This window comes from Enterobacter sp. BIDMC 29 (assembly GCF_019378755.1).
In the GTDB taxonomy this organism is placed as follows: Bacteria; Pseudomonadota; Gammaproteobacteria; order Enterobacterales; family Enterobacteriaceae; genus Enterobacter; species Enterobacter ludwigii.
The window spans coordinates 3,339,052-3,362,588 of sequence record NZ_CP080000.1; the positions used below are offsets into that span (position 1 = coordinate 3,339,052).

The window sequence follows — 23,537 nt, forward strand, 5'->3', positions numbered from 1 at the left end:
CCTCAATGATGGTTATTTTTTAAAGGCGTCCGCTAACTTCTGCGTGGCCGAGCGGAATACGCCGAGGTCGCTACCGACGGCAACGAAGGTCGCGCCCCACTCCAGATAGCGGCGGGCATCCGCCTCAACCGGCGCCAGAATGCCGCACGGTTTGCCGTGTGCGTTGGCACGGGCAAAGATGTGCTGAATAGCGCGCTGCACCTCCGGATGACCCGCATTGCCCAGATGGCCGAATGCCGCAGCAAGATCGCTTGGGCCAACGAAGATGCCATCCACACCGTCGGTGGCAGCGATAGCGTCGACGTTATCGACCCCCTGCTGGCTCTCAATCTGTACCAGGATGGTGATGTTGCTGTTGGACTGTGCGAAGTAGTCCGGGACGGTGCCAAACATGTTAGCGCGATGGGAAACGGAGACCCCGCGGATCCCTTCCGGCGGATAACGTGTTGACGCCACGGCCTGCACCGCCTCCTCTTCCGTTTCCACAAACGGGATCAGGAAGTTGTAGAACCCAATATCCAGCAGACGTTTGATGATTACCGGCTCGTTGGTCGGGACGCGAACCACCAGCGCGCTATGGCTCCCTTTGAGCGCCATTAACTGCGGAATAAAGGTGCTGATATCGTTCGGCGCATGTTCGCCGTCCAGCACCAGCCAGTCGAAACCGGCCAGGCCCAGTACTTCGGTGCTGATGGGGCTTGCCAGCGCGGACCAGCAGCCAATCTGGATCTGGTGCGCCGCGAGGGCCGCTTTAAACTTATTCGGGAAGATATCATTATTCATCACGTTTACCTTTTTAATTCCGCAGTCTTATTCAGGTTCATATTTATATTTTCAGACGCAGCGTCAGCGTTATATTTATTTCCTGACTTAATTTAGGCGTTATAAAATCGTCATTCAGTATAATCCTCACGTCATGACAGCACATTGTTTTAATGCTCAAGCATTGCGGCGTGTTTTGATAATATTTTGAGCATATGCACAACGCGATGGGCGCTGATGCACAGAATCAGGCATTGCTGGCCGGGTGGCATCTGCGCCGGGTTTAAGGAGCGATCGGGATCACATTTTGATATCTCGTCTCCTGACATTCTTTATTGACTCAAGCCGCATCTTTATTTCTGCGATAAGAAAATAAACATCCCCTGGCTGCATTTACTATCAGACATTTTGCTGGAGAATATTGAACAATGGCCGACATTGAAATTCGACAAGCGTCGCCGACGGCGTTCTATATCAAAGTTCACGACACGGATAATGTGGCGATAATTGTTAACGACAACGGTCTAAAAGCGGGCACCCGTTTCCCGGATGGGCTGGAGCTGACTGAACATATTCCGCAGGGGCATAAAGTCGCTCTGGTGGATATCCCGGCCCACGGTGAAATCGTGCGGTATGGCGAAGTTATCGGGTATGCGGTTCGCGCTATTCCTCAGGGGAGCTGGATTGAGGAGTCGCTGGTTGAGCTACCCGAAGCGCCGCCGCTGAACACGCTCCCCCTGGCCACCCGGGTTCCTGAGCCACTGCCCCCGCTGGAAGGGTACACATTCGAAGGGTACAGGAATGCGGACGGCAGCGTAGGTACCAAGAATCTGCTCGGTATCACCACCAGCGTGCACTGTGTGGCAGGCGTGGTGGATTACGTGGTGAAAATCATTGAGCGCGACCTGCTGCCGAAATACCCGAATGTCGACGGCGTGGTAGGTCTGAACCATCTGTACGGCTGCGGTGTGGCCATCAATGCTCCGGCGGCCGTGGTACCGATTCGTACCATCCATAACATCGCGCTGAACCCGAATTTCGGTGGCGAAGTGATGGTCATTGGTCTGGGTTGCGAAAAGCTGCAGCCAGAGCGTCTGTTGCAGGGCACCGAAGATGTGAATGCCATTCCGGTCGACGAGGCCAGCATTGTTCGTTTACAGGATGCGCATCACGTCGGATTCCGTTCAATGGTTGACGATATCCTTCAGGTGGCGGAGCGCCATCTGGAAAAACTGAACCAGCGCCAGCGCGAGACCTGCCCGGCGTCAGAGCTGGTGATAGGCACCCAGTGCGGCGGCAGCGATGCGTTTTCAGGCGTCACGGCGAACCCGGCGGTGGGCTATGCTTCGGATCTGTTTGTCCGCTGTGGCGCCACGGTGATGTTCTCCGAAGTGACAGAAGTGCGTGATGCCATCCATCTGCTCACCCCACGCGCCATCAATGAAGAGGTGGGCAAACGCCTGCTTGAGGAGATGGCCTGGTACGATAACTATCTCGACATGGGACAAACCGATCGCAGCGCCAACCCCTCTCCGGGCAATAAAAAAGGCGGTCTGGCGAACGTGGTGGAAAAAGCCCTCGGCTCGATTGCCAAATCCGGCCAGAGCGCCATTGTTGAAGTGCTCTCCCCGGGCCAGCGCCCCACCAGACGCGGCCTGATTTACGCCGCGACCCCTGCCAGCGACTTCGTCTGTGGCACACAGCAGGTGGCATCCGGCATTACGGTGCAGGTCTTTACCACCGGGCGCGGCACGCCGTACGGGCTGATGGCGGTACCGGTGATTAAAATGGCCACCCGTACCGAGCTGGCAAACCGCTGGTATGACCTAATGGACATCAACGCGGGCACCATTGCCACTGGCGAAGAGAGTATCGAGGATGTCGGCTGGAAGCTGTTCCACTTCATTCTGGACGTGGCAAGCGGCCGTAAGAAGACATTCTCCGATCAATGGGGGTTACATAACCAGCTGGCGGTGTTTAACCCGGCACCGGTGACGTGATCGTTTTCCCCCTCTCCCAAAGAGAGGGGGCAACTTATCCCTTCACCAACACCACATCTATCCCGCTCTTACGCAGCCCTTCCAGGCTCTCAGGCGGAATCCCTTCATCGACGATAATCATGTCGATTCTCTGGGTATCGATGATTTTATGCAGGCTCGAACGGTTAAATTTGCTGGAGTCAGTGACCACGATAATACGCTCTGCCACCTCGCACATCCGCCGGTTCAGTCGGGCTTCATCTTCATTGTGGGTACTGACGCCGCGATCGAGGTCGATGGCATCGACCCCCAGAAAAAGCAGATCAAAGTGGTAATTCTGTAAGGACTGCTCTGCCTGGTCGCCGTAAAAGGATTGCGACTGGCGGCGCAAGTGCCCACCGGTCATCAGCAGTTCCACCCCTTCCGCTTCCAGTAATGCATTCGCCACGTTCATTCCGTTGGTCATGGCAATCACATCCGTGTGCTGACGCAGCATACGGGCGATTTCAAACGTCGTGGTTCCGGAATCCAGAATGATGCGATGACCCGGCTTCACCAGCGCGGCGGCCGCCTGCGCGATACTGCGCTTAACTGCAGTATTGAGCGAACTTTTGTCCTCCACGGAGGGTTCAGTGCCAGGCGCATTGCCTTCACAAATCAGCGCTCCGCCATAAGCACGAACGGCAATGCCCTGCTTCTCAAGAAACGCCAGGTCGTTACGGATCGTCACCGTGGAAACGCCATATAAATGAGAAAGATCGTTAACCTGCACGCTTCCCTGTGCCCGCAACCGCTGAATGATCTGCTCTCGCCTTTCACTGGTGCCGGTGACGCGCTTCTCCGCGGATGAATCGGTGCTGCTCATGCGAGCTCCTTAATAAATGGTCTTTCGTTTCATTTCGTTTTGTCTATTAACGCCTTTCTTTTATGGGAATGCAAGCCCTGCCTGCTTCCAGTCAGCGCACTCTCTCGTCGCTGAAACCTTTCATTATGTTTCTTTTGTGAAACAGATCGGAAAACTATTATCTTTCGTTTTATTTTTATACCACCATGATGCAGGATTAAATGAAACAAAACGAAAGATGAAAACCATCACCATCCGAAATGGAGAGGAAAGTGAAACATCTGACAGAAATGGTGGAACAACATAAACGGGGGAATGCGAACGGGATTTATGCCGTTTGTTCCGCACATCCACTGGTACTTGAAGCCGCAATTCGTTACGCCCAACTGCATCACACGCCGCTGCTGATTGAAGCCACCTCTAATCAGGTGGATCAATTTGGCGGTTACACCGGTATGACACCCGCCGATTTTCACGGGTTCGTCTGTAAGCTGGCGGAATCCCTTGGTTTCCCGACATCGCAACTGATCCTCGGCGGCGATCATTTAGGGCCAAACCGCTGGCAAAACCTGCCTGCCCGGCAGGCGATGGCGAATGCCGAGGATCTGATCAGAAGCTACGTCGCTGCCGGGTTTAAAAAGATCCACCTCGACTGCAGCATGTCCTGCGAAGACGATCCAGTACCGTTAACCGACGCCATCGTTGCCGAGCGCGCGGCGCGCCTGGCGAAAATTGCGGAGAAAACCAGCCTGGCGCACGCTGACGTCGCTGACCTGGTCTATGTCATCGGTACGGAAGTGCCGGTTCCGGGCGGCGCGCATGAAACGCTCACCGAGCTTGCCGTCACGACCCCAGAAGCCGCGCGTGCCACCCTTGAAGCTCACCGCCACGCGTTCGAGAAAGAAGGGTTAAGCGACATCTGGCCACGCATTATTGGCCTGGTGGTTCAGCCTGGCGTTGAGTTTGACCACGCACATGTGTGTGACTATCAACCGCAAAACGCCGTCGCCCTGAGTCATATGGTTGAAGCTTACGACACGCTGATATTTGAAGCGCACTCTACCGACTACCAGACACCGCAGGCGCTGCGCCAGCTGGTGAAAGATCACTTCGCCATCCTCAAAGTTGGCCCGGCACTGACCTTTGCCCTGCGTGAAGCGTTGTTCTCGCTGGCCGCCATTGAAGAAGAGTTGCTGCCTGCAAAAGCCTGTTCGGGCCTGCGTCATGTCCTGGAAAACGTGATGCTCGATCGCCCCGAATACTGGCAAAGCCATTATCACGGTGATGGCAATGCGCGACGCCTGGCACGCGGGTATAGCTACTCCGATCGGGTGCGCTATTACTGGCCGGACAGCCAGATCGACGAAGCCTTTGCGCGACTGGTACGCAACCTGGCAGACGAACCGATCCCGCTGCCGCTGATCAGCCAGTACCTGCCGTTGCAGTACAGCAAAGTTCGCGAGGGTGCTCTCAAGTCGACACCACGGGACCTCATCCTCGACCACATTCAGGACATACTCCAGCAGTACCATGCCGCCTGCGAAGGCGTAACGACTCAAAACGCATAATTAAAAAGAGGAAAGCGCTATGCCAAACATTGTCTTATGCCGCATCGATGAACGCCTGATCCACGGTCAGGTAGGTGTGCAATGGGTTGGGTTTGCGGGGGCCAACCTGGTGCTGGTCGCTAATGATGAAGTCGCTGAGGATCCGGTTCAACAAAACCTGATGGAGATGGTGCTCGCAGAAGGGATCGCCGTGCGTTTCTGGTCGCTGAAAAAAGTGATCGACAACATTCATCGCGCTGCCGAGCGCCAGAAAATTCTGCTGGTCTGCAAATCACCCGCGGATTTTCTGACGCTGGTCGAAGGCGGCGTGCCCATCACCCGTATCAACGTAGGAAACCTGCATTACGCCAGTGGCAAAAAACAAATTGCCAAAACGGTCTCTGTCGATGCGAACGATATCGCCGCATTTAACGGCCTGAAAGCCGCCGGAGTGGAATGCTTCGTTCAGGGTGTTCCGACTGAGACTGCTTTGGATCTCTTTAAACTGCTCTGAGGGATTCACAATGGAAATTAGTCTCTTGCAGGCATTCGCGCTGGGCATTCTCGCCTTTATCGCGGGCCTGGATATGTTTAACGGGTTAACACACATGCACCGCCCGGTGGTGCTCGGCCCGCTGGTTGGCCTCATTCTGGGCGATCTGCACACCGGTATTTTAACGGGCGGTACGCTGGAGCTGGTCTGGATGGGGCTGGCTCCGCTGGCCGGCGCGCAACCGCCAAACGTCATTATCGGCACGATTGTCGGCACCACGTTTGCGATCAGCACCGGTGTGAAGCCGGATGTCGCCGTTGGGGTCGCCGTCCCGTTTGCGGTTGCGGTACAGATGGGGATCACTTTCCTGTTCTCCGTCATGTCCGGAGTGATGTCCCGCTGTGACCGCATGGCAGCCAATGCGGACACGAACGGCATCGAAAGGGTCAACTATCTGGCACTGCTGGCGCTCGGTATCTTCTATTTTCTGTGTGCCTTCCTGCCGATCTACTTTGGCGCTGAACACGCAAAAACCGCCATTGATGTGCTGCCGGAACGTCTGATTGACGGCCTCGGCGTCGCCGGCGGCATCATGCCCGCGATTGGCTTCGCCGTATTGCTGAAAATCATGATGAAAAACGTCTATATCCCTTACTTTATCATCGGCTTTGTTGCCGCAGCCTGGTTGAAACTGCCGGTGCTGGCGATTGCCGCGGCTGCGCTGGCAATGGCGCTGATTGACCTGATGCGTAAATCGCCTGAACCGGCGACACCTGCAGCCCAGAAAGAGGAATTCGAAGATGGCATCTAATCAAACTACGCTGCCTGGCGTTTCTGACCACGAAGAGACGCTGCTCACGGGCATGAATGAAAACGTCTATGAAGATCAACATATTGGTGCCGAGCTGACGAAAAAGGATATTAACCGTGTCGCCTGGCGTTCGATGCTGCTGCAGGCCTCGTTTAACTATGAACGTATGCAGGCTTCCGGCTGGCTGTATGGCCTGCTGCCCGCGCTGAAAAAGATCCATACCAACAAGCGGGATCTGGCCCGCGCCATGAAAGGCCATATGGGCTTCTTCAATACGCATCCGTTTCTGGTGACATTTGTCATTGGCATCATCCTGGCGATGGAGCGCTCCAAGCAGGATGTCAACAGTATCCAGAGCACCAAGATCGCTGTGGGGGCACCGCTTGGCGGCATTGGCGATGCCATGTTCTGGCTTACGCTATTGCCAATTTGCGGCGGGATCGGCGCAAGCCTTGCCCTGCAAGGCTCCATACTGGGTGCGGTGGTCTTTATTGTGCTGTTTAACGTAGTGCATCTTGGCCTGCGTTTTGGCCTGGCACATTACGCCTACCGGATGGGTGTGGCAGCCATCCCGCTGATTAAAGCCAATACCAAAAAGGTCGGCCACGCGGCTTCCATCGTGGGGATGACGGTCATTGGCGCGCTGGTGGCAACCTACGTACGTCTCAACACCACGCTTGAAATCAAGGCCGGGGATGCGGTGGTCAAGCTGCAAGCCGACGTTATCGACAAACTGATGCCCGCTTTCCTGCCGCTGGTCTATACCCTGACCATGTTCTGGCTGGTTCGTCGCGGCTGGACCCCACTGCGCCTGATCGGTATCACCGTTGTGCTGGGGGTTGTCGGTAAGTTCTGTCACTTCCTGTAAAGCAAAGAGGTCGCAATGTTAGGCATTATTTTGACGGGTCACGGCGGGTTTGCCAGCGGGCTTGAACAGGCGATGAAACAAATCCTCGGCGAGCAGCCGCAGTTTATCGCCATCGATTTTCCTGAAAGCTCCACCACCGCGCGGCTGACCGCGCAGCTTGAACAGGCAGTCAGTGAACTGGACGGGCAGCACGATATTGTGTTTCTCACCGATCTGCTCGGGGGGACGCCGTTCCGGGTGGCATCAACACTCGCCATGAAAAGACCCGGCAGCGAAGTGATTACCGGTACAAACCTGCAGCTGTTGCTTGAGATGGTACTGGAGCGCGACGGGCTAAGCAGCGAAGCCTTTCGTCTGCAGGCCCTGGAATGCGGGCATCGCGGCCTGACCAGCCTGGTGGATGAGCTGGGGCGCTGTCGTGAGGAAGCCCCCGCTGAGGAAGGGATATGAGCCAGGTACTGCGCGCGCGTCGTCTGCTGACCGAGCAGGGCTGGCTGGACGATCACCAGCTACGCATTGAGAGCGGAATTATCACCGCCATCGAGCCGATCCCAGCTGGCGTGCATGCCCGGGATGCCGACCAGCTTTGCCCGGCGTATATCGATACCCACGTTCACGGTGGCGCGGGTGTGGACGTGATGGATGATGCCCCAGAGGTGCTGGACACGCTGGCGATGCATAAAGCGCGTGAAGGCGCAGGGGCCTTTTTACCGACGACCGTCACCGCACCGCTGGAGACTGTTCACCGGGCGCTCGCACGCATCGCCCGGCGCTGTATGTCCGGGGGTCCCGGCGCGCAGATACTGGGCAGCTATCTTGAAGGTCCCTACTTTACGCCACAGAACAAAGGGGCACATCCGCCGGCGCTGTTTCGTGAGCTGGATGTCAGCGAACTGGACTCGCTGATTGAAGTATCGCAACACACCCTCCGGGTTGTCGCTCTGGCACCGGAGAAACCCGGTGCGTTGCAGGCCATTCGCCACCTTAAGCAGCGTGGGATACGGGTCATGCTCGGCCACAGCGCCGCGACGTACGATCAAACGCTTGCCGCTTTCGAGGCGGGCGCTGATGGGCTGGTGCACTGTTATAACGGCATGACCGGGCTCCATCATCGTGAACCCGGTATGGTCGGTGCAGGTTTGACGGACCCGCGGGCATGGCTGGAACTGATTGCCGACGGGCATCACGTTCACCCGGGCGCTTTGCGGCTGTGCGCCTGCTGCGCCAAAGAGCGGATCGTTCTGATTACCGATGCCATGCAGGCCGCAGGGATGCCCGACGGACGTTACAGGCTGTGTGGCGACGAGGTCAACATGCACGGTGGGGTGGTACGCACCGCTTCCGGTGGGCTTGCAGGCAGTACGCTGTCTCTCGATGCCGCCGTGCGCAATATGGTGGCGCAAGCGGGAATAACGCCAGCGGATGCGATCCATATGGCCTCGCTGCACCCTGCCCGCTTGCTGGGTATTGATCACCAGCTCGGTTCCTTAAAACCGGGCAAGCGTGCCAATATTATTGCGCTGGATGAAGGTTTCCACCTTCAGCAGCTCTGGATCCAGGGTTTGGCTCTCCCCCTTTAGACCTTTCATTGTCCCGTTATTGGGCCTTGCGGCAAGCGATCGCAAGGTCTTTCTTTTCCTTTCCTTAATCATTGCCTTTTCTTTGCCGATCACACTTTTCGTTTTATTTCTTTTCTCCCATTGAACTTTCGATTTCTTTTCTATAGATTTTATTTAACTGCTTAAGTGAACAAGTGAAACGAAACGAAAGATAGCGACACGTTTGCCAGCGTCTGATGTGGAATTCACACGACTAAGGACTGAGTTATGTCAGAAACCAACACTACCGCCACCACCGGCACATGGACCGAAGAAGAGATCCGCCAGCAACCTGCCAGCTGGATCCGCTCACTCAACAATATCGATAACCTGCGCGCGTCGATCGATAACTTCCTGACGCCGCTGCTGCGCAAGCGCGAGCTGCGGATCGTGTTGACGGGGGCAGGCACCTCGGCCTTTATCGGCGACATCATTTCGCCCTGGCTCGCCAGCCACACCGGGAAAAACATTACCGCCGTACCGACGACCGATCTGGTCACGAATCCGATGGACTACCTGAGCGCCGCACACCCGCTGCTGCTGGTGTCGTTTGCCCGTTCCGGCAATAGTCCGGAAAGCGTAGCCGCCGTTGAACTGGCAAACCAGTGTGTGCCGGAGTGCTACCACCTGTCGATCACCTGTAATGAGGCGGGAAGCCTTTATCAGACCGCGGTAAACAGCGATAACGCGTATGCGCTGCTGATGCCTGCCGAAACACACGATCGCGGGTTCGCGATGACCAGCAGCATTACCACCATGATGGCAAGCTGCCTGGCAGTCTTCGCCCCGGAGACGATCAACAGCCACACCTTCCGCGATGTGGCCGATCGCTGCCAGACGATCCTCACGTCACTGGGCGATTTCAGCCAGAGCGTCTTTGGCAACGATCCGTGGAAAAGGATCGTCTATCTGGGAAGCGGGGGTCTGCAGGGGGCCGCTCGTGAATCGGCGCTGAAGGTGCTGGAGCTGACGGCAGGCAAGCTGGCGGCGTTCTACGATTCCCCAACCGGTTTCCGTCATGGCCCTAAATCGCTGGTGGATCGCGAAACGCTGGTGGTGGTGTTTGTCTCCAGCCACCCCTATACGCGGCAGTACGATCTGGATCTGCTTGCTGAGCTGCGCCGCGATCGTCAGGCCATGCGCGTGGTGGCCATTGCCGCCGAAACCGATCCGGTCATTGAGGCAGGCCCGCATATCCTGCTGCCCCCTGCCCGCACGTTTATCGATATGGAGCAGGCCTTCTGCTTCCTGATGTACGCCCAGGTCTTTGCCCTGTCTCAGTCACTTCGTGTGGGCAATACCCCGGATACGCCGTCCGCCAGCGGCACGGTTAACCGTGTCGTGCAGGGCGTCGTTATTCATCCGTGGCAGGCTTAAGAGGATCCGATCATGAGTATTATTTCGACAAAATATCTTCTGCTGGACGCCCAGGCGAAAGGCTACGCCGTACCGGCGTTCAACATCCATAACGCGGAGACGATCCAGGCGATCCTCGAAGTGTGTAGTGAAATGCGATCGCCGGTGATCCTCGCGGGCACGCCGGGCACCTTTAAGCACATTGCCCTGGAAGAGATCTACGCCCTGTGTAGCGCGTACTCCACCACTTACGACATGCCGCTGGCGCTGCACCTCGATCATCACGAATCGCTCGACGACATTCGTCGCAAAGTTCACGCGGGCGTGCGCAGCGCGATGATCGACGGCAGCCACTATCCGTTTGAGCAAAACGTAAAGCTGGTGAAATCAGTGGTCGACTTCTGCCACCTCAACGATTGCAGCGTTGAAGCCGAACTGGGCCGCCTGGGCGGCGTGGAAGATGACATGAGCGTGGACGCTGAAAGCGCGTTTCTGACCGACCCGCAGGAAGCGAAACGCTTCGTTGCATTGACCGGCGTCGACAGCCTGGCCGTGGCCATCGGAACCGCTCACGGTCTTTATACCAAACGGCCAAAAATCGACTTCCGGCGGCTGGCTGAAATCCGCGACGTGGTGAGCGTACCGCTGGTGCTGCACGGGGCGAGTGATGTGCCGGATGACGATGTTCGCCGCACCATAGAGCTGGGCGTTTGCAAAGTGAACGTGGCAACCGAGCTAAAAATTGCGTTCTCTGGCGCCGTTAAGGCCTGGTTTGCTGAGAACCCGCAGGGCAACGATCCGCGTTTCTACATGCGGGTTGGCATGGATGCCATGAAAGACGTGGTCAGAAGCAAAATCACCGTGTGCGGCTCGGCGAACCGATTGCTGCTCCCGGCGGAAGCCTGATCTCATCGCATAGAACATCAATAACTCAAAAATAACTATAAGCCTCGCAAATATGAAGGCGCGTCCTTAAGCCAGACAGCGCCTTCCATTACGATAAATAATTCCGAGGAGTCCCTACATGACACAGGAAAAGTCGTTTAAATCGAAAGCGTGGGAGTTTTTTCAGAGCCTGGGAAAGACCTTTATGTTCCCGGTCTCCCTTCTGGCCTTTATGGGGTTATTGCTGGGTATCGGTAGTTCTGTTACCAGCCCCTCCACCCTCAAAAGTTTCCCCTTTCTGGGCGGCGAATTAACTCAGCTCACCTTTGGCTTTATTGCCATGGTCGGCGGCTTCGCCTTTGCCTATCTTCCCCTCATGTTTGCCATGGCGATCCCAATGGGGCTGGCCAGACGCAACAAAGCAGTGGGCGCTTTTGCCGGGTTTGTTGGCTATATGCTGATGAACATGAGCATCAATTATTACCTGATTGCGACCCACCAGCTTGCCGATGCCGCCTCCATGAGACAAGTCGGGCAATCGATGGTGCTGGGCATTCAAACCCTGGAGATGGGTGTGCTGGGCGGTATCGTGGTTGGGGTCATTACCTTTTTCCTGCACGAACGTTTTCAGGACACCGTTTTACACGACGCGTTCGCCTTCTTTAGCGGCATTCGTTTTGTGCCGATTATCACCGCCCTCACCCTCTCACTGGTGGGGCTGTTTATTCCCCTGCTGTGGGAGTACGTTGCGCTGGGCATTACCGGGATTGGCCATATTATCCAGAGCACCAGCGTGTTCGGCCCGTTCCTCTACGGCGTGGGGGTACTACTGCTCAAACCCTTTGGCCTGCACCATATTTTGCTGGCGATGGTGCGCTTCACGCCCGCGGGCGGTATTGAGATGGTCAATGGTCATGAAGTCGCCGGGGCGCTGAACATTTTCTACGCCGAACTGAAAGCGGGTCTGCCGTTCAGCCCGCACGTTACCGCGTTCCTGTCGCAGGGCTTTATGCCGACCTTTATCTTCGGCTTACCGGCAGTGGCATACGCCATCTATCGCACAGCACGCCCGGAAAACCGCCCGGTGATTAAAGGCCTGCTGCTCTCCGGCGTGCTGGTCTCCGTCGTCACCGGGATCTCCGAGCCAATTGAATTCCTGTTCTTGTTTATCGCCCCTGCCCTTTACGCCTTCCATATTGTGATGTCGGGCCTGGCCCTGATGGTCATGGCTCTGCTGGGGGTGACCATCGGCAACACCGACGGCGGCATTCTGGATCTGCTTATCTTCGGGGTCATGCAAGGGATGTCGACCAAATGGTATCTGGTATTCCCGGTAGGCATTGCCTGGTTTGCCCTCTACTTCTTCGTCTTCCGCTGGTACATCCTCAAACACGATATTAAAACGCCGGGCCGTGAAGTGGACACCCAGGGCGCACAGCAGGCCGTCGAGGCCAATACCCGGGCACGCGGAAAATCGAAATACGATCATGGGCTTATCCTGCGTGCGCTCGGCGGTAAAGAGAACATCGAGTCGCTTGATAATTGCATTACCCGGCTGCGTCTGGTGGTGAAAGACATGAGTCTGATCGACCAGCAGGCGTTAAAAGAGGCGGGTGCATTGTCGGTTGTGGTGCTGGATGCCCACAGCGTCCAGGTGATCATCGGCCCGCAGGTGCAAAGCGTAAAAACCGGCATTGAAGCCTTAATTTAACAGGGGGTGGTGGTGTTTAATTTTGACGAAATCATTGAGCGTAAAAGCGACCGGTGTCGAAAATGGGATCACGCCTTTGTCCGCTCGCGCTTTGGTGATGTGCCTGAAGGTTTTATCCCGCTGTGGATTGCCGATATGGATTTCACCTCCCCACCTGCCGTGACAGAAGGTTTCCAGCGCATCGTGGAGCATGGCACCTTCGGCTACACCTGGTGCTTTGACGAATTTTACGATGCGGTTATCGCCTTTCAGCGCGAACGACATCAGGTTGACGTCGATAAATCGTGGATCACGCTGACGTACGGTACCGTCTCCACGCTGCATTATACGGTTCAGGCGTTTTGTAAACCTGGCGACACGGTGATGATGAACACACCGGTGTACGATCCGTTTGCCATGGCCGCCCAGCGTCAGGGGGTAGCGATACTGGCAAACCCACTGTGCGTGAAAGAAAATCGCTACCAGCTTGATTTTAATCTGGTGGAAGAACAGCTCAGAACGTACCGTCCAAAACTGTGGTTCTTCTGCTCGCCGCATAACCCTTCCGGCAGGATCTGGCACGCCGATGAGATACGCCAGGTTTCAGACCTCTGTCAACGCTACGGCACCCTTCTGATGGTTGATGAGGTCCACGCCGAACATATTCTGGACGGTCATTTCGTCAGCTGTCTGGCATCCGGCTGCGCGGCGCAGGACAATCTGATCCTGCTGACCTCCCCGAATAAAGCGTTCAACCTTGGCGGGCTGAAAACCTCCTACGCCATCATTCCGGATGCCACCCTGCGCCAGCGCTTTCGCCACCAGCTTGAGAAGAACGCCATCACCTCACCCAATATATTCGGGATATGGGGAATTATTCTTGCCTACCAGCATGGTTTGCCGTGGCTCGACGCGTTGAATGGTTATCTGCGCCGTAACGCTGGCTATCTGGCAGAGGCCATCCAGACCCACTTCCCGGCCTGGAAAATGATGAACCCGGAATCATCGTATCTGGCCTGGGTTGACGTCAGCGCAGATGAACGTAGCGCCACTGAATTGACCCGACATTTCGCCCATCAGGCTGGCGTCGTCCTCGAAGATGGCAGCCACTACGTTCAAAACGGCGAACACTACCTGCGCATTAATTTCGGCACCCAGCGCTACTGGCTGGAGCAGTCCATCACCCGAATGCTGAAGCATTACTAATAAGGATCTTACCCTGATGAAAAAAGTGCTCACACTCTCGATGCTTGCCTTGTGTGTTTCTCATGGCGCGGCGGCAGCGCAATACGCGCTCGATAACGACTCCATTGCCCTCTCGTTTGATGACGCCAGTTCAACGGTGGTAGTGAAAGACAAAACGGCTAACCATCCGCTTACGCCGCAGGAGCTGTTCTTTCTGACCCTGCCGGATGAAACCAAAATTCATACTGCAGACTTTACAATTAAGCATGTAGAAAAACAGGACAACGCGATTGTCATTGATTTCACCCGTCCGGATTTTAACGTGACGGTGAAGCTGAATCTGGTGAAGGGAAAATATGCCAGTATTGATTACACCATTGCGGCCGTCGGCCAGCCGCGAGAGGTGGCGAAAATCACCTTCTTCCCGACGAAAAAACAGTCTCAGGCACCGTACGTTGATGGCGCCATCAACAGCTCGCCCATTATTGCTGATTCGTTCTTTATCCTGCCGGATAAGCCAATCGTTAATACGTATGCCTATGAAGCGACGACCAATCTGAACGTGGAGCTGAAAACGCCGGTTCAGCCTGACGCACCGGTCAGCTTTACCACCTACTTTGGCACGTTCCCGGAAACCAGCCAGCTGCGCCGTAGCGTAAACCAGTTTATCGACGCCGTGCGCCCACGGGCGTACAAACCCTATCTGCACTACAACAGCTGGATGGATATCGGCTTCTTTAACCCCTACACCGAACAGGATGTGCTGGGGCGGATGGATGAGTGGAATAAAGAATTTATCACCGGACGCGGCGTGGCGCTGGATGCATTCCTGCTGGACGATGGCTGGGACGATCGTACCGGACGCTGGCTGTTTGGCCCGGCCTTCAGCCACGGCTTTGGTAAGGTCAGGGAAAAAGCGGACAGTCTGCACAGCTCCGTCGGGCTGTGGCTCTCACCGTGGGGAGGTTATAATAAGCCGCGCGATATTCGCGTCTCCCACGCCAAAGAGTACGGCTTCGAAACGGTAGACGGGAAGCTGGCTCTCTCGGGCCCGCGCTACTTCAAAAACTTCAATGAGCAGATCATCAAGCTGATTAAAAACGAACATATCACCTCGTTTAAGCTCGACGGGATGGGCAACGCCAACTCACATATTACTGGTAGCCAGTTCGCGTCCGATTTTGATGCGTCTATCGCCCTGCTGCATAACATGCGCAGCGCAAACCCCAATCTGTTTATCAACCTGACAACCGGTACCGACGCCAGCCCGTCCTGGCTGTTCTATGCCGACTCCATCTGGCGTCAGGGGGATGACATCAACCTTTACGGCCCCGGCACGCCGGTACAGCAGTGGATGACCTACCGCGATGCTGAAACATACCGCTCTATTGTGCGTAAAGGCCCACTGTTCCCGCTGAACTCGCTGATGTACCACGGGATAGTCAGCGCGGAAAATGCCTATTACGGACTGGAGAAGGTGCAAACGGACAGCGATTTTGCCGATCAGGTCTGGAGCTACTTCGCCACAGGGACGCAACTGCAGGAGTTATATATCACGCCATCAATGCTGAATAAGACGAAATGGGACACCCTGGCGCAGGCAGCAAAATGGGCGCGAAATAACGCCAGCGTGCTGGTGGATACGCATTGGATCGGTGGCGACCCGACGGCGCTTGAGGTTTACGGCTGGGCCTCCTGGAGCAAAGACAAAGCCATTCTGGGCTTGCGAAACCCGTCGGATAAACCGCAAAGCTATTATCTGGATTTGGCAAAAGACTTTGAAATCCCGACAGGGGGCATGGCGCAGTTCAGTCTGAACGCCGTGTACGGCAGTAACACAACCGTACCAGGAGAGTATCAAAAGGCCGTGGTGATTACGCTGCAGCCGCTGGAAACGCTGGTGTACGAGGCCATTCCCGCGAAGTAAAATAAACTGGCCCGGCGTGATTGCCGGGCCGATATATTACCCCTGCTGCTCCAGCGCATATTTATACAGTGCGTTTTTCTTCACGCCGTGGATCTCTGCCGCCAGCGCAGCCGCTTTCTTGAGCGGCAGTTCAGCCTGCAGCAGCGCAAGTGTACGAAGCGCATCGGCAGGCAATGCGTCCTCCTGCGCCTTATGTCCTTCGACAATCAGCACCATCTCGCCCTTGCGGCGGTTTTCGTCTTCCTTCACCCACGCCAGCAGTTCTCCTACCGGTGCGCCGTGAATGGTTTCCCAGGTTTTGGTCAGCTCGCGTGCCAGCACCACGTAGCGGGCTTCCCCCCAGACGGTCACCATATCTTCCAGGCTTTCCAGCAGGCGATGCGTAGATTCGTAGAAAATCAGGGTGCGCGGTTCAGCTTCCAGCGCTTTTAACACGTCGCGTCGGCCTTTGGATTTGGCAGGCAGGAAACCTTCATAGCAGAAGCGGTCGGAAGGCAGACCCGCAGCGCTCAGCGCCGCGATAGCCGCACATGGGCCAGGCAGCGGCACCACGCGGATCCCGGCTTCACGGCAGGTACGCACCAGATGGTAGCCGGGGTCGTTAATCAGCGGCGTACCCGCATCGGAGACCAGGGCAATGTTCTGCCCCTCTTTCAGCTTCGCCACCAGCGTTTCGGCTTTTTGTTGCTCATTGTGATCGTGTAACGCGAACAAACGCGCGCTAATGGCGAAGTGCTGGAGCAGTAAGCCAGTATGTCGGGTATCTTCAGCGGCAATTAAATCAACAGCCTGCAATACGGTAAGCGCACGTTGGGTAATATCAGATAAATTCCCGATAGGAGTAGGTACAATATAGAGCTGGCCTTGAGAATTATCTGCCGTTTCGTGTTGTTTCATTGTTTCGTCCGTATTGCCGATTTAATATTGAGCATTGCGTAAAAAAAATCACTGGATACAGTATGGTACCGTTAACGTTTCTTCGAAAAAAAGCCACGCGCAGCGTGCCGCTCCTGCTGGCAGCCCTGATCTTTGCAGGCTGTGGCACCCAGGCACCCGACCAGAGCACCGCCCATTTGCAGGGTTCTGCTCAGGCTGACTCTGGCTTTTATCTGCAACAAATGTCGCAGAGCTCAAATGATACCAAGACCAACTGGCAATTACTCGCCATTCGTGCACTGCTGAAAGAGGGTAAAACCCAGCAGGCTGCCGAATTGTTCAACCAGTTGCCAAAAGATCTGAATGATGTTCAGCGTCGTGAGCAGCGCCTGCTCTCTGCCGAGCTGAAAGTCGCGCTGAAAGATTACGATGCCGCGAAAAAGATCCTCGGGGATATCGACGTGAGCGCGCTGGACAAAAATCAGCAGGCTCGCTTCTGGCAGGCGGGCATTACCGCTGAACAGGGCCGCCCTTCCCTGACGCTGCTCCGTGCGCTGATCGCCCAGGAGCCTCTGCTCGGCGGAGCTGATAAGCAGAAAAATATCGATGCCACGTGGCAGGCGCTGGCCTCTATGACGCAGGAACAGGCGCGTGCACTGGTGATCAATGCAGATGAAAACGTCCTGCAGGGCTGGCTGGATCTGCAGCAGATGTGGTTTAACAACCGCAACGATCCGAAGATGCTGAAAGCCGGTATCACTGACTGGCAGACCCGCTACCCGCAGAATCCGGGCGCGAAAATGCTGCCGACGCAGCTGGTAAACGTGCAGAACTTTAAGCCGGCCTCGACCAGCAAGATTGCACTCCTTCTGCCTTTAAACGGTCAGGCGGCGGTATTCGGTCGCACTATTCAACAGGGTTTTGAAGCCGCGAAAAACGGCACGACGCCAGTGACGGGCAGCGCAGTGCCGACCCAGGCGGCACAGGCGGCAAACGTGAACGACGTGGTCAGCCCGTCCGCCGCTGAAACCAGTGACCTGACCACCGCCCAGACGCCGGCACAGGGGACGATGCAGAACCCGGTAACGGCCCCTACGACGGCAACGCCAGCGCCGGCTGAAACTCAAGCAGCTCCGGCGACTGACACCGCGTCTGAACAACCTCAACCGCAGAACGTTCAGCCTGCACCGCCCGCCACGCCGGCTGAGACTCAAGCAGCCCCGGCGACTGACACCGCGTCTGAACAACCTCAACCGCAGAACGTTCAGCCTGCACCGCCCGCAGAACAAACGGCACAACCTGCCGCGCAAACACCGCCGGTGGCCACCACCAGCGCAAACCCGGGTGCTGAGCTGAAAATCTACGACACCAGTTCGAAACCGCTTGACCAGGTACTGGCGCAGGTTCAACAGGATGGTGCGAGCATCGTTGTCGGCCCGCTGCTGAAAAACAATGTCGAAGAGTTGATGAAGAGCAATACCACGCTGAACGTGCTGGCACTCAACCAGCCAGAGCAGGTTCAGAACCGTGCCAATATTTGCTACTTCGCGCTGTCGCCGGAAGATGAAGCCCGCGATGCGGCGCGTCATATTCACGAGCAGGGTAAACAGGCTCCGCTGTTGCTCATCCCACGCAGTACGCTGGGGGATCGCGTTGCTAATGCTTTTGCCGATGAGTGGCAGAAGTTGGGCGGCGGCATTGTGCTGCAGCAGAAATTCGGCTCCGCGTCTGAACTGCGCGCGGGCGTCAATGGCGGAGCGGGCATTGCCCTCAACGGCAGCCCGGTCAGCGCAAGCCTGCCGCAGCAGCAGAGTGTGACCATTGGCGGTCTGTCGATCCCTGCGCCACCTACCGACGCGCAGATCAGCGGTGGCGGTAAAGTGGATGCAGCGTATATCGTTGCCACCCCGCAGGAAATCGCCTTCATCAAACCGATGATTGCAATGCGTAACGGTAGCCAGAGCGGCGCAACGCTGTACGCCAGTTCACGCAGCGCGCAAGGTACCGCCGGCCCGGATTTCCGTCTGGAGATGGACGGCCTGCAGTACAGCGAAATTCCCATGCTCGCAGGCAGCAACCCGGCACTGATGCAGCAGGCGCTGAGCACCGTCCGCAACGACTACTCTCTGGCACGTCTGTATGCCATGGGTGTCGATGCCTGGGCGCTGGCGAACCACTTTACCCAGATGCGTCAGGTGCCGGGCTTTGAGCTTAACGGCAATACCGGCGATCTGACGGCCACTCAGGATTGTGTGATTAACAGGAAGTTATCATGGCTCAAATACCAGCAGGGGCAAATCGTCCCGGCCAGTTAAGCCGTAAAGAGACCGGTGACGCGTGGGAATTAAAAGCACGTCGCTGGCTTGAAGGCAAAGGACTGCACTTTATCGCCGCTAACGTTCGCGGACGTGGCGGCGAAATCGACCTCATCATGAAAGACGGTGAGGTCATCGTGTTTGTAGAAGTTCGCTACCGACAGTCTTCCCGTTTTGGCGGCGCTGCCGCCAGCGTGACGCTCGCCAAACAACATAAATTATTACAGACTGCCCACTTGTGGCTTGCCCACCATAATGGGAGTTTTGATACTGTGGATTGCCGGTTCGATGTGGTAGCCTTCACCGGCAATGCGATCGAATGGCTGAAAAACGCTTTTGGCGAAGACGCATAATTAAGATTTAAAAGGGATAACGTGCTCGAAAGAATTAAAGTGTGCTTCACTGAAAGCATCCAGACTCAGATTGCAGCGGCGGAAGCCCTTCCGGACGCTATCTCTCGTGCCGCCATGACGCTGGTGCAATCCCTGCTCAACGGCAACAAAATACTCTGTTGTGGCAATGGCACTTCAGCCGCCAACGCACAGCATTTTGCTGCCAGCATGATCAATCGTTTTGAAACAGAACGACCGAGTTTACCCGCCATTGCACTTAATACCGATAATGTGGTCTTAACAGCGATTGCTAACGATCGTCTGCATGATGAGATTTACGCAAAGCAGGTGCGAGCCCTGGGTCATGCCGGAGATGTTCTGCTGGCAATCTCCACGCGCGGCAACAGCCGGGACATTGTCAAAGCCGTTGAAGCCGCCGTCACCCGCGACATGACTATCGTTGCCTTAACAGGCTATGACGGTGGTGAGCTGGCGGGTTTGCTTGGGCCGCAGGATGTGGAAATCCGCATTCCCTCTCACCGTAGCGCGCGCATTCAGGAGATGCATATGCTCACGGTGAACTGCTTATGCGATTTGATCGATAACACGCTTTTCCCTCACCAGGATGATTAAGGAGTTCTTATGAAGGCTTTATCGACCCTCGCAGTCCTTATGTCTGCATTACTGCTTCAGGGATGTATCGCTGCGGCTGTCGTGGGTACCGCCGCGGTTGGTACTAAAGCGGCAACCGACCCGCGTTCCGTAGGGACACAGGTCGATGACGGTACGCTGGAGCTGCGCGTCAACAGTGCGCTGTCGAAAGACGAACAAATCAAGAAAGAAGCGCGTATCAACGTCACGGCCTATCAGGGCAAAGTGTTGCTGACGGGCCAGTCGCCGAACACCGAACTCTCCAGCCGCGCAAAACAGATCGCAATGGGCGTTGAGGGCACCACGGAAGTCTTCAATGAAATCCGTCAGGGGCAGCCAATCAGCCTGGGTACCGCGTCGTCTGATACCTGGATCACCACCAAAGTACGCTCCCAGCTGCTGGGCTCGGACCAGGTGAAATCCTCAAACGTGAAAGTGACAACGGAAAACGGCGAAGTGTTCCTGCTGGGTCTGGTCACCGACCGTGAAGGGAAAGCGGCGGCCGATATCGCCAGCCGGGTGAGCGGCGTGAAACACGTCACCACCGCCTTTACCTACATCAAGTAACCAGAACGTCTGACAAAAAGCCCGGTAAGCGGTAACGCTACCGGGCTTTTTTTATACCAGTGCAATACTTCCTACCATCACCCCGCTCAGCGCCACCAGCCCCGCGGTCAGCCACAGCGCTTTCGCCGGGAATGACTTACGCAACATGACAAGCGACGGCAGGCTGATTGCAGGCAGGGTAATCAGCAGCGCCAGTGCAGGCGCGGTGCCCATCCCGGCCAGCATCATGGTCTGAACAATGGGAATTTCAGCGGCCGTTGGGATCACGAACAGGCAACCGGCAACGGCCATTGCAACGACCCACAGCAGCGTGTTGTCGATAGCCCCGTCCGCATGCGGGAACAGCCAGACGCGCGCCGCGCCCAGCACCAGAACCGCCAGGATATAGACCGGGATGGTGCTCCAGAAAAGTTGCCACAGCGCCCTGCCCCAGCGCGCGAAGAAGCCGCCCTGCGGTTCGCTGATATCCACGTCAACTGACGCAGGCGCTACGGTTTTGTCTTTCACCAGATGTTGCACCAGGGTCGCCACGACCAGCACCGTCAGCAGCCCGGCCACCAGACGAATAAAGGCGAAATGCCAGCCCAGCACAAAGCCCATAAACACCAGCGTCGCCGGGTTTAACAACGGGTTCCCCATCCAGAAAGCAAGCGCACCGCCCATTGAGACGCGCTGACGACGCATCCCGGCGGCCACAGGCGCCGCACAGCACGAGCACATCATGCCCGGCAGGGAGAAAATCGTCCCCAGCAGCGTACCCTGAAAGCGGGGCTGACCGAGGGTTTTCACCAGCCAGTGACGCGGGATAAGCACCTGAATCAGCGAGCCCAGCAGGACGCCCAGTACCGCGGCTTTCCAGACGGCAAGGAAATAGACCATGGCGTAATCCCACGCCGCCTGAAGCGGGCTGGAATCAGCCTGAGCGAGAATAGATTTTCCGATACTGTGCGTTTCGGCGGCCGTGAAGGCTTTACCGTAGTACGGCTGCCATTTCACATACCAGAGGCCGATGATGACCACGAGAAAGAAGAGCGCGGGCTTCCACCATTGAACAGGTGAAGCCGCCTGAGATGAAGACTGACCAGTCATAGCATTCCCCGGAGAGTAGTAGGTTATTAGCCGTGGGAGTTTACGCCTCGCCCTGTGCGATTTCACGCAGTTTTGCCGACGGGATGATATTCACGCCCTCCTGCGATGGCGAGAGCCCTTCTTTTAGCATCGCACGCGCCACGTCCGCTGCCTCAATGGATTTCCAGTTACCCGGCAGGATGCGGAACAGAGGCGCGAAAAACGATTCGTTAAAACGGCGTTCATCCCGATGCCCGAGCAGCATGGAGGGGCGAACAATGGTCAGTTGCTCCCACTTCTGGGCAATCAGCGCCTCTTCCATTTTGCCCTTCACCTTGTTGTAGAAAAAAGGTGACCCGGCATTGGCACCGAGCGAACTGATTACCACAAAATGTGTTGCCCCCAGCTTTTTAGCCGTCAGCGCCGTATCGACCACCAGCGTGTAGTCCGCATGCACAAAGGCCTCTTTACTGCCCGCTTCACGCAGCGTTGTACCGAGGCAGCAAAAGGCGATATCAACAGGATCCTGTACCTGCGCCAGTGCATCGGTAAGCTGCGGGTCGTGGGGGTTAAAGACGCCGGAGATATCCGCGAGAGGCCGACGCGTCGGGGCGGCAATATAGTTAACCCGGTGCTCCTGAAGCAGCAGCCGCAGCAGATGTCCGCCCACCAGCCCGGTCGCGCCGGTAATCAGTACCTGACTCATCTCATCTCCCCTTTACAGAATTGTCCGTTTGCGAACTCAGCGTCGTCGACCACACTTAGAAGTCTGTTACAGGTAAGTATTTACCACAAGCGGAGAAAAATCTGTCTGAAGCCAAAACAACGGAGGAAGCATGGGCAAGAAAATCGCAGTCTTGATCACCGACGAGTTTGAAGATTCAGAATTCACCTCGCCAGCCGAGGCATTTCGCAAGGCAGGACATGAGGTCATCACCATTGAGAAAGAGGCGGGTAAAACGGTGAAAGGTCATAAGGGCGAAGCCAGCGTGACCATCGATGAAACCATCGATAACGTCAGCCCGTCAGATTTCGATGCCCTGCTGTTACCCGGCGGTCATTCACCGGATTCCCTGCGTGGGGATGAACGATTCGTGACCTTCACACGAGACTTTGTCTCGACGGGCAAACCGGTCTTTGCCATCTGCCACGGTCCGCAGCTGCTCATCAGCGCAAATGTCGTGCGCGGGCGTAAACTCACGGCCGTGAAACCGATCGTTATCGATCTGAAAAATGCGGGGGCTGAGTTTTACGATCAGGAAGTTGTGAACGACAAAGATCAGCTGATCACCAGCAGGACCCCGGACGATCTGCCCGCGTTTAACCGTGAAGCGCTACGCCTGCTCGGCGCGTAGCCAGTGAAGCTTTGTGCCAAAGCCCAGGGTGTTGTCGGTAAATTTCAGCTCATCAAGGCGGATTTCCCACACCGGAGCTTTTAGCGCAATGGCAACCGGAAAGCGGCGCGTGTAGCGTTTTCGCTGCGCGTCGCTCTCTTCTCCGTCCAGGCGGCGGATCTCCCCTTTAAACTGCAGGCCACGAATCAGCGCAACCGTTTTAGGCTGGCCGTTCACCGTGCCCGCTACCTTCGCCTGCGGACCCGACATTTGCGCATGACGGGTTTTATCCTCGCTCAGGACATAAAAGGCGACACGCTCGGGATCGTAGTAATAAAACGCGTTTGCACACCACATTTCACCTTCGTCATACACGCACCAGGTGACGACATGCTGTTTTGCCAGCCAGCGGTTAATGGTGGTCAGAGTTTCCATTTTCGCTCTCTCTC

Annotated in this window: 23 protein-coding genes; 17 read left to right on the forward strand and 6 right to left on the reverse strand. The window is 56.3% G+C overall.

Features of this window, described 5'->3' with window-relative positions; all coding sequences use genetic code 11:
• Nucleotides 1–12: 12 nt before the first annotated feature.
• Complete coding sequence (gene garL / locus JTA15_RS14690; RefSeq protein ID WP_219372449.1) at nucleotides 13–783, reverse strand: 2-dehydro-3-deoxyglucarate aldolase; 771 nt, start codon at nucleotides 781–783, stop codon at nucleotides 13–15.
• Between the two features lie 407 nt (nucleotides 784–1,190).
• On the opposite strand from garL, the gene garD reads away from it, so the two are divergent.
• Nucleotides 1,191–2,762 carry a galactarate dehydratase gene (garD, locus tag JTA15_RS14695; protein ID WP_014171748.1) on the forward strand — a complete coding sequence of 524 codons (1,572 nt, stop codon included), beginning with the start codon at nucleotides 1,191–1,193 and terminating at the stop codon, nucleotides 2,760–2,762.
• A gap of 34 nt (nucleotides 2,763–2,796) precedes the next feature.
• Here garD and JTA15_RS14700 read toward each other — a convergent pair whose 3' ends face one another.
• Entirely contained in the window at nucleotides 2,797–3,606 is an 810-nt protein-coding gene (locus JTA15_RS14700) for a DeoR family transcriptional regulator (RefSeq protein ID WP_020883561.1), read from the reverse strand.
• Between the two features lie 251 nt (nucleotides 3,607–3,857).
• Between JTA15_RS14700 and kbaZ the strand changes: the two genes are divergently transcribed.
• The 11 genes from kbaZ to JTA15_RS14755 all read left to right on the forward strand — a co-directional run bounded on the left by kbaZ (nucleotide 3,858) and on the right by JTA15_RS14755 (nucleotide 15,945).
• On the forward strand, nucleotides 3,858–5,153 hold the full coding sequence (gene kbaZ, locus JTA15_RS14705; protein WP_020883560.1) for a tagatose-bisphosphate aldolase subunit KbaZ: 1,296 nt from the start codon (nucleotides 3,858–3,860) through the stop codon (nucleotides 5,151–5,153).
• Nucleotides 5,154–5,172: 19 nt separating this feature from the next.
• Nucleotides 5,173–5,646, forward strand: a complete 474-nt coding sequence (gene agaV / locus JTA15_RS14710) for a PTS N-acetylgalactosamine transporter subunit IIB (protein ID WP_193163948.1) — start codon at nucleotides 5,173–5,175, stop codon at nucleotides 5,644–5,646.
• A 10-nt stretch (nucleotides 5,647–5,656) separates the two neighbouring features.
• A complete protein-coding gene (gene agaW / locus JTA15_RS14715) occupies nucleotides 5,657–6,436 on the forward strand; it encodes a PTS N-acetylgalactosamine transporter subunit IIC (protein ID WP_020883559.1) in 780 nt (259 codons plus the stop codon).
• Nucleotides 6,426–7,304 carry a PTS N-acetylgalactosamine transporter subunit IID gene (agaE, locus tag JTA15_RS14720; RefSeq protein ID WP_059306050.1) on the forward strand — a complete coding sequence of 293 codons (879 nt, stop codon included), beginning with the start codon at nucleotides 6,426–6,428 and terminating at the stop codon, nucleotides 7,302–7,304. Before agaW ends, agaE begins: the two co-directional genes overlap by 11 nt.
• Nucleotides 7,305–7,319: 15 nt before the next feature.
• Entirely contained in the window at nucleotides 7,320–7,754 is a 435-nt protein-coding gene (gene agaF / locus JTA15_RS14725) for a PTS galactosamine/N-acetylgalactosamine transporter subunit IIA (RefSeq protein ID WP_020883557.1), read from the forward strand.
• Nucleotides 7,751–8,884 carry an N-acetylglucosamine-6-phosphate deacetylase gene (nagA, locus tag JTA15_RS14730; RefSeq protein WP_219372450.1) on the forward strand — a complete coding sequence of 378 codons (1,134 nt, stop codon included), beginning with the start codon at nucleotides 7,751–7,753 and terminating at the stop codon, nucleotides 8,882–8,884. The genes agaF and nagA overlap by 4 nt, the downstream gene beginning before the upstream one ends.
• Before the next feature lie 246 nt (nucleotides 8,885–9,130).
• Nucleotides 9,131–10,279 (forward strand): SIS domain-containing protein, encoded by a 1,149-nt coding sequence (locus tag JTA15_RS14735; protein WP_032680208.1) that lies wholly within the window; start codon nucleotides 9,131–9,133, stop codon nucleotides 10,277–10,279.
• Nucleotides 10,280–10,291: 12 nt separating this feature from the next.
• Entirely contained in the window at nucleotides 10,292–11,164 is an 873-nt protein-coding gene (gene kbaY / locus JTA15_RS14740; protein ID WP_104440397.1) for a tagatose-bisphosphate aldolase subunit KbaY, read from the forward strand.
• 118 nt (nucleotides 11,165–11,282) lie between these two features.
• Nucleotides 11,283–12,854 carry a maltose/glucose-specific PTS transporter subunit IIBC gene (malX, locus tag JTA15_RS14745; RefSeq protein ID WP_163304536.1) on the forward strand — a complete coding sequence of 524 codons (1,572 nt, stop codon included), beginning with the start codon at nucleotides 11,283–11,285 and terminating at the stop codon, nucleotides 12,852–12,854.
• Between the two features lie 12 nt (nucleotides 12,855–12,866).
• A complete protein-coding gene (locus tag JTA15_RS14750) occupies nucleotides 12,867–14,039 on the forward strand; it encodes a MalY/PatB family protein (RefSeq protein ID WP_219372451.1) in 1,173 nt (390 codons plus the stop codon).
• Nucleotides 14,040–14,055: 16 nt separating this feature from the next.
• A complete protein-coding gene (locus JTA15_RS14755) occupies nucleotides 14,056–15,945 on the forward strand; it encodes an enterotoxin (RefSeq protein WP_219372452.1) in 1,890 nt (629 codons plus the stop codon).
• 36 nt (nucleotides 15,946–15,981) lie between these two features.
• Here JTA15_RS14755 and rsmI read toward each other — a convergent pair whose 3' ends face one another.
• Entirely contained in the window at nucleotides 15,982–16,842 is an 861-nt protein-coding gene (rsmI, locus tag JTA15_RS14760; RefSeq protein ID WP_014171761.1) for a 16S rRNA (cytidine(1402)-2'-O)-methyltransferase, read from the reverse strand.
• 62 nt (nucleotides 16,843–16,904) lie between these two features.
• On the opposite strand from rsmI, the gene JTA15_RS14765 reads away from it, so the two are divergent.
• From JTA15_RS14765 to dolP, 4 genes are read left to right on the forward strand one after another with little or no spacing between them, the layout of a single operon-like run.
• Nucleotides 16,905–19,136, forward strand: coding sequence for a penicillin-binding protein activator (locus JTA15_RS14765; protein ID WP_219372453.1), 2,232 nt, complete (start codon nucleotides 16,905–16,907; stop codon nucleotides 19,134–19,136).
• On the forward strand, nucleotides 19,094–19,489 hold the full coding sequence (locus tag JTA15_RS14770) for a YraN family protein (RefSeq protein WP_121339873.1): 396 nt from the start codon (nucleotides 19,094–19,096) through the stop codon (nucleotides 19,487–19,489). Before JTA15_RS14765 ends, JTA15_RS14770 begins: the two co-directional genes overlap by 43 nt.
• Before the next feature lie 21 nt (nucleotides 19,490–19,510).
• Nucleotides 19,511–20,101 (forward strand): DnaA initiator-associating protein DiaA, encoded by a 591-nt coding sequence (gene diaA / locus JTA15_RS14775; RefSeq protein WP_003861754.1) that lies wholly within the window; start codon nucleotides 19,511–19,513, stop codon nucleotides 20,099–20,101.
• Between the two features lie 9 nt (nucleotides 20,102–20,110).
• Nucleotides 20,111–20,686: a division/outer membrane stress-associated lipid-binding lipoprotein gene (gene dolP / locus JTA15_RS14780; RefSeq protein WP_014171764.1), complete on the forward strand. Its 576-nt coding sequence runs from the start codon at nucleotides 20,111–20,113 to the stop codon at nucleotides 20,684–20,686.
• A gap of 51 nt (nucleotides 20,687–20,737) precedes the next feature.
• Here dolP and JTA15_RS14785 read toward each other — a convergent pair whose 3' ends face one another.
• Nucleotides 20,738–21,775, reverse strand: coding sequence for a permease (locus JTA15_RS14785; RefSeq protein WP_032680201.1), 1,038 nt, complete (start codon nucleotides 21,773–21,775; stop codon nucleotides 20,738–20,740).
• Between the two features lie 40 nt (nucleotides 21,776–21,815).
• The gene (locus tag JTA15_RS14790) at nucleotides 21,816–22,460 is read right to left on the reverse strand and encodes an NAD(P)H-binding protein (protein WP_020883547.1); all 645 of its coding nucleotides are present in this window, start codon (nucleotides 22,458–22,460) and stop codon (nucleotides 21,816–21,818) included.
• A 130-nt stretch (nucleotides 22,461–22,590) separates the two neighbouring features.
• Between JTA15_RS14790 and JTA15_RS14795 the strand changes: the two genes are divergently transcribed.
• Nucleotides 22,591–23,109 (forward strand): type 1 glutamine amidotransferase domain-containing protein, encoded by a 519-nt coding sequence (locus JTA15_RS14795; RefSeq protein WP_219372454.1) that lies wholly within the window; start codon nucleotides 22,591–22,593, stop codon nucleotides 23,107–23,109.
• Here the strand turns inward: JTA15_RS14795 and JTA15_RS14800 are convergent.
• Complete coding sequence (locus JTA15_RS14800; protein ID WP_020883546.1) at nucleotides 23,089–23,523, reverse strand: YhbP family protein; 435 nt, start codon at nucleotides 23,521–23,523, stop codon at nucleotides 23,089–23,091. The genes JTA15_RS14795 and JTA15_RS14800 overlap by 21 nt on opposite strands.
• Nucleotides 23,524–23,537 lie beyond the last annotated feature (14 nt).